Consider the following 11,966-nt stretch of genomic DNA (forward strand, 5'->3'; position numbering starts at 1 on the left):
ATTCATACTATTCTCCTATGAAAAAATATTTTTATATTTAATTTATGGATAATATTTTTTAATAATTTTTAAAAAATATAATTTAGTGTTTTTAAGAAGAGTGAAATTTAAGGTACAAAATTACAAAAGCCCAAATGGGTTAAATTTAGGCTTTTAAATTTGTATTAAAATGGCCAGATGGCCTCCATGAGTCTTGTGCCCCAAGGCTTTTTGGTAGATTTGTCTAGCTCACCCTCAGTTTTATACAAAATTTTGGCGTCAGCTATGTATTTTGAGTCGATTTCGTTGTTTTGTGAGATGTCGTAAGGCCTGATGACGCCGCTTACTTGCATGATCTGCTTTTCGCCGTTTATAAGTAGCTCGCGGCTGCCTTCGATGAAGTAGTTGCCGTTATTTAGGACTTTGATGATCCTAGCTGAGATGGTCGCGCTAAATTTCTCGCTCCTGTTACTTGAGCCGCTACCTGTAAATTTATTGCCACCGCCTGCTTTAAAGCCGATGTCGCCGTATTTGTTTAGATTTTCAGCTACCGTTGAGAGCGGAGATGCTCCAGCGGTAAATACGCCGCCGCCAAGCGAGACGGTGCTATCTTTGTTGGTGCTTTTGCTGCCGCTTGAAATTTGACTTGCGTTTTCTGAGATGACGATGGTTACGATGTCATTTACATTCATCGCCTTTCTATCTGAAAATAGCGGGTTGCCGCCCTTTCCAAAGAGGCTGCCTGCGTTGCTTTGGCCGCTACCGGTATCTTTTGGTGGGAGCTGCTCGACGTAGACGGGTGGTTTCATATTTATATGTGGGTCGGCACTTGGGGTGCAACCTGTGTAAAAAATGCCCGCAGACAAGACGAGCCAGATCGTTTTATAATTCATAAAATGCCTTAGAATAAGTATCTTTGTGCTAAAATCAAGCAATTTAAGTTCCTAAAAAGGTCGCAAATGAAAAGTTGTTACATTTTTACAGACAAAAATTTGGCAAACCTCAAAGAGATTATAGCTACAAAATTCAAAAAAGTTGAGATTTTTAAGATAACTCCAGACGAAAACGACAAAAAAAATCTAATAAATTTAAATGAAAAGGAATTTTTTTTAAAATTTATAGATAAATTTGAAGAGCTAAAGGAGAGAAGCGACTTTGTCGTAGTCATTGGCTGTGAGGGCTTTAGCGTCTTTGGCAAGAGCGAGCTAAATTTAAAACTAGCTAGAAATTTAAACACTCCAGTCTTTGACGAAAACGCAATCGAGCTAAGGGCGCTAAATTTAAACTCAAAGCTTCTAATAACTGATAAATTTGATGAAATTTTAAGCTATGAGCACGAGATCATCACGCCATTTAAATTTCAAAGCTTGCTTCTAAAAAGAGCTAAAGCGGCAAACAAAACCGTCGTTTTGCCTGAAAGTGATGATGAGAGAATTTTAAAAGCAGCCCACATCGTGCTAGAAAAAGGGGCGGCAAATATCATTTTGCTAGGGCTTGAGAGCGAAAATTTAAGCAAGGCAAAGGTACTAAACCCGGTGCAAAACGAGCTGAACGAAGAGTTTGCAAAGAAAATTTATGAGCTAAGAAAGCATAAAGGCGTGGACGAAGCCAAGGCAAACGCGCTTGCGAAAGATAAAATTTACTTTGGCACTATGCTCATACATGAAGGTATGGCAGACGCTTTAGTAAGTGGGGCTACGATGAGCACGGCTGATACTATCCGCCCAGCCCTTCAGATCATAAAGACAAAACCAAATGTAAGTGTGGTAAGCGGGGCATTTTTCATGGCGCTTGAAGAGGAGATTTTACTCTTTGCCGACTGCGCCGTCACGCCAAATCCAAGCAGCGATGAGCTAGCTAGCATAACGCTAAGTAGCGCTCAAACGGCAAGTGCCTTTGGTCTTAGCCCAAAGATCGCTATGCTAAGCTACTCAACAGCTGATAGTGGTAGCGGGGCTGACGTGGAGTTTGTAAAAGAGGCTGCCAAAAAAGCAAGCGAGCTTGATGCAAATTTAAAAATAGCTGCACCAATTCAGTTTGACGCGGCAGTTGATCTAAGCGTGGCTAGCAAAAAGATGCCAAATTCTGATGTGGCTGGGCAGGCAAATGTATTTATATTTCCAAATTTAAACTGCGGAAACATCTGCTATAAGGCAGTTCAGCGAAGCGCAAATGCCCTAGCTGTGGGTCCGATACTTCAAGGGCTAAAAAAACCAGTAAATGACCTAAGCCGCGGCTGCCTCGTCGAAGACGTGGTAAATACCATCTTAATAAGCGCGATACAAGCAGGAGAGTGATATGAGAATTTTAGTTTTAAACTCAGGTAGCAGCTCGATAAAATTTCAACTTTTTGAAATGCAGACAAAAACGAGCCTAGCAAGCGGTCTAGTCGAGCAAATCGGCAGCTCTAGCTCAAGGGCGGTGTTAAAGGCAAATGGCGAAGTTTATGAGATAAAACGCTTCATAAAAGACCACCACGACGGACTTGAGGCGATGAACGAGCTCTTTACCACCTCGCATACACTGCACGATCTAAGCGAGCTTGACGGCATCGGACACAGGATAGTGCATGGCGGCGAGAGCTTTTTTAGCTCGATGATCGTTGATGAGAGCGTCATCAAAAAGATCGAGGAGATAAGCCCACTTGCCCCACTTCACAACCCAGGGCACCTTGCTGGCATCAAAAACGCGATGAAAGAGAGCAAAAATGTGCCTCACGTGGTCGTTTTTGACACTGTGTTTCATCAAAGCATGCCAGAGTACGCCTACCGCTACGCCCTGCCCTACGACGTTTGCAAGGCTCATCACATCAGAAAATACGGCTTTCACGGCACATCGCACAGATATGTCTGCAAGCAAGCAGCCAAAATGCTTGGCATAGAATTTGATAAATTTAACGCTATCTCGCTTCACTTAGGCAACGGCGCCTCGGCCTGCGCGGTGCAAAATGGCAAAAGCATTGACACATCTATGGGTCTTAGCCCGCTTGAAGGCCTCATAATGGGCACAAGAAGCGGCGATATGGACCCAGCCGTAGTCATCTACCTACTAAATATCGGCGTTTTAAAGTGGAACGAGATCGATAACTTCTTAAACAAAAAGAGCGGACTTTTTGGAATTTGTGGCTCAAGCGACATGAGAGAGGTCGTAGCTAAGATGCAAAACGACGAGCGCGCAAAGCTTGCATTTGATATGTTTTGCTACCGAGTGAAAAAGTATATCGGCTCATACTACGCCATTTTAGGGCGTGTTGATGCACTCATATTTACTGGCGGTATCGGCGAAAATGCGCCAAACACAAGGCAAAAAATTTGTGATGACCTAAAGCATCTTGGCATCCACATCAACCATGAGCTAAATTTCTCAAACGAGCGAGGCGAGAGGTGCATAGATGAAGAAGGCGCTAAGATAAAAACGCTCATCATCCCAACCAACGAAGAGCTTGAGATCGCCATAGAGACAGCCAGGGTGATAAAGGAAAGAACGCTTTAGGGGTGAGATAAAATTTGTTATCAAATTTACAGCAAAGCAAACACGATAAGCGGCGATTTGCAATAAACTACGCAAACAAATAGAACTATCTTTATTAAATAGTCAAATAGTTGGGCAAAATTTGGCGTAAAAAGAGAAAAATAGCATTCACAAACCGCATAAGCCTTTGCCACCAAAGCAAAAAGATTTCACACTTGATTTAAAACACACCAGCCTAAATTTTACAAGCGATAAGCTAAAACTTGCTACCAAAGTGACTGAGGATCTAGCAAATTTGGGGTTAAATTTAAACTAAATTTTATATAATCCGCCTTTTAAAAAGGAGAGAAAATGAATGCAAATTCTATAGTTTTGATGTTGCAAGATAAGCTACCAAAAGACTTTGCTACGCTAAAAATGCTAGAAGATAAGCTAGCCTCGCTCGATGAGAAAAAGCTTGATGAGCTCATGCAAAAGCTGCCTAGTTTAAATTTAAAGTCGCCAGCCATTGTCTTTTGGGTGGGTAGCTTGATCTTTGGCGCTTTTGGCGTAAACCGCTTTATGACGGGTCAAATTTGGCTTGGAGTGCTAAAACTAGCCCTTTTTATAGCTCACATTATCTTTATTATCGTCATAACAGGAGCTGCGATCGATGCCATTGGAACCGCCACAACAAACCAAGATGTGCAAAATGCCGTAGTGATCATCGGCGCAAATAGCTTTATAATTAGCATTTTGGGCTTAGTCATAAGCATCTGGTGGTTTGTCGATCTCTTTATCACCGGCAAAGTAGTGAGAAGTCAAAATTTAGAGAAAATTTTAAAAGCCATAAATGAATAAAAGTGCTAAAACTGGGGCAAAAAGCTTAAATTTGCCCTATTTTTTAGCCTTTTGCTCTTCTAAAATTTCAGTAGTTTTATTTGCCTCTTGCTCTTTAAACTCTTCAAAAAGCTCATCATATCTAGCTTTGGCGTTTTCGTAGACACCAGAAGGCAGAGTGATGTTTAGATCGTCCCTTAGGCTTAGCACGTCATCGCAGGCGTTTTGGTAGCCAAGATCGCAGCTTTTCATATAGTATCTGACGCCAAGCTCGATATTTGTATGCCTTTTTAGATCGCCGTCCATCTGCTCGTTTATCTCTTCATTTACAAACATATCGCCCAAAGCCTCGCAAGAAAGCACATCTTTTTGCTCGCAGCCTTCAAAAAATATCTCATACGCGCCCACGTAGTCTCCGGTATTTAGGGCTTCATTGCCCCTATCAAAGTCGTCTATATCAAAGCAAAAGGCTAAATTTAGTGCCAGAGCTAAAAAAACTATCTTTTTCATACAAAGCTCGGTGCGTCATTTGAAAATAGTATAAGATCGCCAGCGCGTGTGTTTTGGGCTAAAATTTCTTGCATTTTGTTCTTGTCCTTTAGGATGATGATCTTTGGCTTAACGATGTGTTTTAGCAAGACTTCGGCATTTAGCGAGCTTGTGATGATGACGAGGTCAAAAATTTCATTTATCGCCTTGGCTAAATTTGCATTTTGCTCCGCATCGCTCTCGACGATACCAGGCGTTAGCAGCACTTTTCTGCCAGCATAGGTGCTTACTAGCTCGTAGCTAGCGCACATGCCTGATAAATTTCCATTAAAACTATCGTCAATTATTAGCTTGCCACCAGCCTCGATCTTGCTTAGGCGGTGCTCGACGTTTTTCATCTTAGATAGCGCACCATTTATCGCTTCATCGCTCATTTTTAGGTATCTTGCCACCTTGATGCAAACGGCTAAATTTGTAGCGTTAAATTTACCAAGTAGCGGCGAGGCGTAGTTTTTGCCATCAAGCGTAAATGAAATTCCATCTAAATTTGCATTTATATCTTTTAGGTTCTCATCATAAATTTCTATATTTTGGCTTGGCTCTTTTTTTGTCGAGCTATGTAAAAATGCCCTTTGCAAACGCTCACTTTGCAGCGCCTCGAGCTTAGTTGCACGGATATTATCAAGCGTTTTAAAATACTCAATGTGTTGCGCGCCGGTCTCGCCTACGATGACGATTTGCGGATTTAGAAATTTAGTGATCTCTAGGATGTCACCCTTTAGTCTAGCGCCTGCTTCAGCGATATAAATTTGCGTTTGCTCGCTTAAATTTTCATTGATATCTTTGATGATACCGGCCATTGTATTTACGCTGCGAGGCGTTTTATAGCAGACAAAGCTATCTTTTAAAATTTCAAAGAGAAAATTTTTGATACTCGTTTTGCCATAGCTTGCGGTGATTAGGATGATCTTTAGCTCTTTGTTTGCACCAAGTTTTTTAAGCGCCTTGTTTTTAAAGCCTTGAAATTTGATCTTTTCTAAAATTTCACTAAAAAATAGGCTCACGACCAAGACAAAAAGTGGCATAGGAGCCAAAAACGCCTTGTGGATGATGAAATTTAAAGCGTAGTTTATGATGATAGCGCACGCTAAGATCACAAAAAAGTGCTTGATCCTAGCAGTAAAGACTAGCTTTTTATCAAGCTTTTTATGCCAAAGATAAAGAGCTGGCAAAAGCGCAAAGTAAAAGTAGATGAAAAACCACTTGCCAGTCGTGTAAAAAAGCACCAACGGCACAATGAAGAAAAATACGTGCCAAGCGGGCTTTGTAAAGTGAAAGAGCACACGCTCAGGCTTATAAGAAAACCACTGAAAGCAAGTGATCACATAAAAAGCAAGCGCAAAGATAAATAAAACTGTGCTTATGCTTAAAAATATACTCATCTTATCTCCTCGATCCCGCTCTCATCGTCATCTAATACGACATTTTTTGCATCATTTGGCTCAAAATTTATCCCTTTTTCTATCTCGTCACTTATAAATTTAGCGTGGAGCAAAAAGAAAAAATGATCGCCACTAAGTGGGAAAAATGAGCTATTTTTTATGAGTTTATGTATCGATTCACCGCTTGTTACAGGCGTTGCCTTGTCGTTTTCTCCCCAAAATATAAAAGCCCTGCCGCTAAAGTCAGCAAAATGCTTTGTAAAATCCTCATCAACGACGTTTTTTAGGGTTTCATACATAACTCTACTCATGCCGCTCACATCTTTTGTAGCAAAGAGTTTATAAAATTTACCAAAGCCAAATATCTTTAAAATTTTAAATATCACTATCTTTGCTCGCACGATAAATGGCTTTTTGACGACTATGCCAGCAGAGCTTAAAAGCACTAGATATGGTGGTTTTAGGAGTGTTGCGACCTTGCCGCCAAAGCTATGTCCTGCGATGATGTCTGGTTTTATGCCAAGCTCAGCGCAGAAATTTGCAACGATTTTTGCGTAGTCACTTGTTTTTAAAGGCTTAAAAATGGAGCTTTTGCCAAAGCCAGGCATATCGATATAGACGTGGCAAAACTCGCTTAGATAGTGCCCAAAAGCCTTTTTCATTATCTCTTTGTTTGCGCCCCAGCCGTGCAAGAAAAGCACTACCTTTTTGCATTTTGGATTTACTACTTCGTAGCTGATCTCGTACTCGTCTGAGCCGTATTTTACTGCCCTACTCGCCATCGTTTTCTCTCTTTTTAGCAGCGTAAATGCTCTCAAGCACGCTTACCGCCTCGCAAAGGCGCTCATACTCTTCCATATTTAAAAGGACTGCTTCAAATTTATTGTTTTTAACGATGACAGCGCGCTTTAGCTCGCTAGCTCCCACGCGTGAAAGGACTGAGCTAAAATTTCTAACCACCTCGGTTGCTGTATAAATTTCATCTTTTGTAAAAGTTACCATTGTCGCTCTTTATGTAAAATTTTACGTAAAATATCACAAACTACTTTATATATCGCTAAATAGCCTAGAGCTTGCCGCTGCCTTTTACCGAAGTGATAGAGTTTATAAATTTATAATCAATCTTTATCTCACGCTCTTTTGGAAGTGAGTTTGCAAGGGCGTTTAGTGTGCTCTCAAAGTCATCAAATAGATAGTTTGCAAGGCTGCCTGGGTTTGGATTGATCTCATTTAGATAGACCTCGTCATCTATCACGAAAAAGTCGCATCTAATGATCGCTCCGTCAAATCCACAATCATAAATTTTAGAAAAGTTAAATTTAAGCTTTTGCTTTAGCTCTTCAGAAATTTCCGCCTCTTTTACCTTGTTTTCATTTGAAAAACTTAGATATTTTTGCTCGTAGTCAAGAAATTCTTTCTTTTTTGGCTCTTCGACGATAGAAAATTTAATCTTTCCATCAATCCTGCATCCTGCAAGGTTATACTCTTTGACGCCTTTTATAAATGGTTCAACTAGGACATCTTTATCAAATTCAAACGCCACATCTTTTGCGTAAGCTAGCTCGCTATCATCATGCACGACGCTCACGCCGATGCTGCTTCCTAGCCTTGCTGGCTTTAATATAATAGGATAGTGAAATTTTGGCTCACTTTGACGAGTTAGCATCTCATAGTCAAGCGCCTTTACGCCAGCCTTTTGCGCTAGAAATTTAGTAAGCTCTTTGTTGTAGCTAAGCGCGCTTGCTTCAAGCCTTGGACCTATATATTTGACCCCGTAAAAGTCAAAAAGTGCCGCTATCTTACCATCTTCGCCGTCCATGCCGTGGATCAAATTTATAATGACGTCACATTCAACTTTGTTTGCGCCAAAAAGCGAGTGCGCGTAAAAGCCACCCTTTGCTAAAGATAGCTTTTTTGAGTTTTTGTATTTGCCAGAGCTAAAGAAATTTGCCCTCATATCTTTTTGCTCGATCAGGTAAAAGTCCCTATTTGCATCACAAAATATAAATTTTAGCTCCTGTTTTAGGACGTTTTTTAAAACTATCGCACTTACTATGCTTATCTCATGCTCAAAACTCTTTGCCCCAAATATCACGCCTAAATTCATCTTTTTTATCCTTATCCTAGTTTTTTAAGTGCCTCTTTTATAAGATCGCTCGTGTTTTCACTCTTGCAATCAGGCAAAATTTTTACTATCTTTTCACGCTTAAAGCCAAGCGCCTCAAGTGCCAAAAGTGCCTCATTTTGATAGCTTGGCACGCTCTCGTCACTTATTAGTTTTGCGTCACTTAGCTCGGCTATTATGCGCCTAGCTGTCTTTGGTCCGATACCTGGCACGCTTTTAAAAGTGTCAGCATCGCCGCTTATTATGGCATTTGTAAATGCCTGCGAGCTAAGACTTGAGCAAACTGCCATCGCTGTGCTAGCGCCTATGCCATTTAGCTTGATAAGCATCTCAAACATTTTTTGCTCGTTTGCGTCTAAAAAGCCATAGAGTAAATTTGCGTCCTCTCTTATGATCTGCGTTATGGCAAGCTCGACTTTTTCGCCTTTGCTAAGTTTTGCTGAGCAAAAAAGCGAGATGAAAATTCCATAACTTACGCCGCTATTTGTCTTAAGTATCACAAATGCAGGCTCTTTTTTCGTAACGATGCCTTCGATTGCTTTTATCATCATTTAACCTTTTGTTCCATGAAATTTATATCCGCGTAGTCTTCAAGTTTGTTTGACTTTTTGATCTTGTATTCGACCTCGCCGCCGTTATCAAATTTATCTAGCGTGATGACGTGAGCGGTCTCGTTTTGTTTTGAGACGTAGGTGACGTTTTGTGGAGGATCGACGATGACAAATCTTATCTCATTTAGCTCGATCCAGTTGCCTCTGTTTATCACTTTGGCTGAGAATATGCCATTTTGCATCATCTCAAGCTCATCTTTTAGATCAGCTAAAAGCTCTTTTTTCTCTTTGAAAATTCTAAGCAAGGTGTTGTACTCATTAACGAGCCCTTGATACTCTTTTAGCTTTTTCATAAATGTAACTGGCGGTATCACTTTGGCCTTTGATAGCTCCTCGATCTTAGCTTTTATCGTATATATAGAGTCTTTGTTCTCATTTATGACGTTTTTCTTGCTCTCTATGTTTTTTAGAAGCGTAGCTAGCTCAGACTTGGTGCTCTCTATCTTGCTTAACTGATCTTGCGTAGCCTCCGCACTCTCAGGCATCTTACTAGCGTCAATGATAAATTTATTATCAGTGCCTTTTAGATATCTAACGTCGATTAGGTGCGAGGCTGTGATGGTGCAGTTTGAGCCAAGCGTGTCTATCTGGATATTTTGAGCTGTTATCGAGCCGCCAACTACGCTATTTATCTTCACTCTTTTTGCTATGACAGTGCCGCCTTCAAGCCTATCTATCTCGACGCTTTCAGCTTCGACCTTGCCGATGTGGATAGAAATTTTGGCATGTTTGGCGTAAATTTTAGCCTTTTGGTGAGTTTGACCGCCGATATTTACATCGTTTGCCTTGACCATCGCATTTGCGCCGACATTTCCCTTTACTTCGATCTCATCAGCCTCAACGATGATGCCAGTGCCGATAGCATCTTTTATCGTGTCAGTCTCACGAACTACTAATGTGACGTTTGTGTCGGTGCCTGCTTGGATAGAGCCAGTCGTTTTAAAATTTGCTTCATTTATCTCTATGCGCTCTTCGATGTCAAAAGAGCCGTTTTTCTCGACCACGTAGCCTGCTTTTTTAGCGATGTATTTTATGCTCTCGTCATTTTCTACGCGCTCGATATTTTCGCTTATGCTTATCTCTTTTTCACTCTCTTCTTTTGGCTTTGGCACCTCTATAAGCTTTCCTCTTACATCGCGTCCATTTGCGCCCTCGTGTGACTTTTTCTCCTCCATTATCACTTCATCTTTTGCCACGCCAAAGACAAAGCCCCTATCAGCGTAATCAACCTTATCTTCTTCTTTTATATCATCAAGTTTATCTTTGTAGTAGTAGATGATCTTAGCATCGATCGCCTTTTTAGGGTTGATGCCTTGGGTTAAATTTAGCGTGTAGTCCTTATCAAGCTCGCCCTTTACGTGAATTATTGAGGCGATTTGCTTTAGTTCTTCTTTTAGCTTGCCGATCCTTATGCCTATTAAAATTTGAGCCTTCATAAGCTGTTTTGCGATGTATTCAAAAAGCTTATCTTCGTAGTGTTGTTCGTATTCGCACTCTTTGCTAGCTCTAACCTTTGCGATGACCTTTGTGATGGTTGAGTTTACGCCGATGTCGATCTTTGGCAGCTTTGGCGTGGCATTTAGCCTCACGTCAAAAAACTCCACGTCATAGACCTGCTCGATCTCTAGCGTCTCGTCAAGATAAAATGTGTTGTCATCAAAAAAGCTTAAATTTTCTTCAGGGACAAAAACTGGCTCGACGTTGTCTTTATTTTTGTAGTAAGTTAAGATATTTGAGAGTTTAAAGTCTATAAATTCCACCGGCACGCTATATTGTTTGCTTAACTCTTTAAGCGATAGATAAGGTGTTGAAGTTTGAATTTGCGTTGGCGGTAAAAATCTCTCGTTTTCTTGCACGTTTTCGCTCAAATTTGATCCATTTCACATAAAATTTTGGCTCTTATTATCTCTAAAACTTTATTAAATTTGGGTTATGTAAGCTTTAAAGCATCTTTTGTTACTATTGCGTTTTAAATTTACTAGGTGGGCGATGTTTATAAAAGGCTTTTTTTCAAACTCAGTTGGCATCATGACTTCAAGGATTTTAGGGCTTATAAGAGATCTTTTGACGGCTTCTATCCTTGGTGCTGGCATATTTAGCGACCTCTTTTTTATAGCATTTAAGATACCAAATTTATTTCGCCGTATCTTTGGCGAGGGAGCTTTTACGCAGGCATTTTTGCCAAATTTTGCAAATAACAAGAAAAAAGCGATCTTTCAGGCTGAAATTTTCATCAAATTTCTACTTTTTATAGGCGTTTTGACGCTTCTTGTAAATTTATTTACGCCCTACTTTATAAAGATCATCGCAAGCGGCTTAAGCGAGCAAAATATCACAGACGCAGTGCCGCTTGTGCGTATAAATTTCTACTATCTAGCCCTTGTTTATATCGTCACTTTCATGGGTGCGCTTCTTCAGTATAAAGGGCATTTTGCCACGACTGCGTTTTCTACTGCGCTGCTAAATTTAGCCATGATCACTTCACTACTTTTGGCTCGTGGCAAGAGTGAGAGTGTGGTCGCGCTTTATCTTAGCTTTGGCGTCGTTGCAGGCGGTATTTTGCAGGTTTTAGTTCATCTAATCGCCATGAAATTTAACGCCTTAAATAAAATTTTTTGGGGTGGTCTAAGCGGATATTTTAAAGGCAAAAGAGCGCAGAGCAAAGGTTTTTTTATAAATTTCTACCATGGCTTACTTGGCTCAAGTGCTATGCAAATAAGCGCATTTATAGACACTTGGCTGGCTAGCTTTTTGGTAAGCGGCTCGATAAGCTATCTCTTTTATGCAAATAGAATTTTTCAGCTCCCACTTGCCATCTTTGCGATAGCGCTCTCTCAGGCACTCTTTCCAAAGATAACCAGACTTTTAAAGCAAAAAGACGAAGCAAACGCCCTAGTTTGGACGAAAAAGAGCTTTTACCTGCTACTTTGCGCCCTGCTAGTTGCGACTATCACAGGCGTTGTGCTAAGCGAGTTTATAATCTGGCTCTTGTTTGAAAGGGGAAATTTCACAAGGGCAAACACCATTGAG

Annotated in this window: 12 protein-coding genes; 4 read left to right on the top strand and 8 right to left on the bottom strand. The window is 40.6% G+C overall.

What is annotated here, in order from left to right; translation table 11 throughout:
• Nucleotides 1-164 precede the first annotated feature (164 nt).
• Nucleotides 165-872: a flagellar basal body L-ring protein FlgH gene (gene flgH / locus Q0296_RS03790; RefSeq protein WP_298036711.1), complete on the bottom strand. Its 708-nt coding sequence runs from the start codon at nucleotides 870-872 to the stop codon at nucleotides 165-167.
• 66 nt (nucleotides 873-938) lie between these two features.
• Between flgH and pta the strand changes: the two genes are divergently transcribed.
• The 3 genes from pta to Q0296_RS03805 all read left to right on the top strand — a co-directional run bounded on the left by pta (nucleotide 939) and on the right by Q0296_RS03805 (nucleotide 4,290).
• Complete coding sequence (pta, locus tag Q0296_RS03795; RefSeq protein WP_298036714.1) at nucleotides 939-2,276, top strand: phosphate acetyltransferase; 1,338 nt, start codon at nucleotides 939-941, stop codon at nucleotides 2,274-2,276.
• Between the two features lies 1 nt (nucleotide 2,277).
• Nucleotides 2,278-3,471, top strand: coding sequence for an acetate kinase (locus Q0296_RS03800; protein WP_107830349.1), 1,194 nt, complete (start codon nucleotides 2,278-2,280; stop codon nucleotides 3,469-3,471).
• A gap of 330 nt (nucleotides 3,472-3,801) precedes the next feature.
• Nucleotides 3,802-4,290 carry an NINE protein gene (locus tag Q0296_RS03805; RefSeq protein WP_298036720.1) on the top strand — a complete coding sequence of 163 codons (489 nt, stop codon included), beginning with the start codon at nucleotides 3,802-3,804 and terminating at the stop codon, nucleotides 4,288-4,290.
• A gap of 36 nt (nucleotides 4,291-4,326) precedes the next feature.
• Here Q0296_RS03805 and Q0296_RS03810 read toward each other — a convergent pair whose 3' ends face one another.
• From Q0296_RS03810 to Q0296_RS03840, 7 genes are all read right to left on the bottom strand, one after another.
• Nucleotides 4,327-4,779, bottom strand: coding sequence for a hypothetical protein (locus tag Q0296_RS03810; RefSeq protein ID WP_298036722.1), 453 nt, complete (start codon nucleotides 4,777-4,779; stop codon nucleotides 4,327-4,329).
• Nucleotides 4,776-6,200 carry a UDP-N-acetylmuramoyl-tripeptide--D-alanyl-D-alanine ligase gene (gene murF / locus Q0296_RS03815; RefSeq protein ID WP_298036725.1) on the bottom strand — a complete coding sequence of 475 codons (1,425 nt, stop codon included), beginning with the start codon at nucleotides 6,198-6,200 and terminating at the stop codon, nucleotides 4,776-4,778. Before murF ends, Q0296_RS03810 begins: the two co-directional genes overlap by 4 nt.
• Nucleotides 6,197-6,982 (bottom strand): alpha/beta hydrolase, encoded by a 786-nt coding sequence (locus Q0296_RS03820; RefSeq protein ID WP_298036727.1) that lies wholly within the window; start codon nucleotides 6,980-6,982, stop codon nucleotides 6,197-6,199. The genes murF and Q0296_RS03820 overlap by 4 nt, the downstream gene beginning before the upstream one ends.
• Nucleotides 6,972-7,202, bottom strand: coding sequence for a type II toxin-antitoxin system Phd/YefM family antitoxin (locus Q0296_RS03825; RefSeq protein WP_002942153.1), 231 nt, complete (start codon nucleotides 7,200-7,202; stop codon nucleotides 6,972-6,974). Before Q0296_RS03825 ends, Q0296_RS03820 begins: the two co-directional genes overlap by 11 nt.
• 64 nt (nucleotides 7,203-7,266) lie before the next feature.
• Nucleotides 7,267-8,307 carry a D-alanine--D-alanine ligase gene (locus tag Q0296_RS03830; RefSeq protein ID WP_149705980.1) on the bottom strand — a complete coding sequence of 347 codons (1,041 nt, stop codon included), beginning with the start codon at nucleotides 8,305-8,307 and terminating at the stop codon, nucleotides 7,267-7,269.
• Nucleotides 8,308-8,318: 11 nt separating this feature from the next.
• On the bottom strand, nucleotides 8,319-8,873 hold the full coding sequence (ruvA, locus tag Q0296_RS03835; RefSeq protein WP_298036731.1) for a Holliday junction branch migration protein RuvA: 555 nt from the start codon (nucleotides 8,871-8,873) through the stop codon (nucleotides 8,319-8,321).
• Nucleotides 8,873-10,804 carry a flagellar assembly protein A gene (locus tag Q0296_RS03840; protein WP_298036733.1) on the bottom strand — a complete coding sequence of 644 codons (1,932 nt, stop codon included), beginning with the start codon at nucleotides 10,802-10,804 and terminating at the stop codon, nucleotides 8,873-8,875. The genes ruvA and Q0296_RS03840 overlap by 1 nt, the downstream gene beginning before the upstream one ends.
• 121 nt (nucleotides 10,805-10,925) lie before the next feature.
• Here Q0296_RS03840 and murJ point away from each other — a divergent pair.
• On the top strand, nucleotides 10,926-11,966 hold a 1,041-nt coding region (gene murJ / locus Q0296_RS03845), incomplete at its 3' end, for a murein biosynthesis integral membrane protein MurJ (protein WP_298036735.1).

The organism is uncultured Campylobacter sp., from assembly GCF_937890585.1.
Classification (GTDB): domain Bacteria; phylum Campylobacterota; class Campylobacteria; order Campylobacterales; family Campylobacteraceae; genus Campylobacter_A.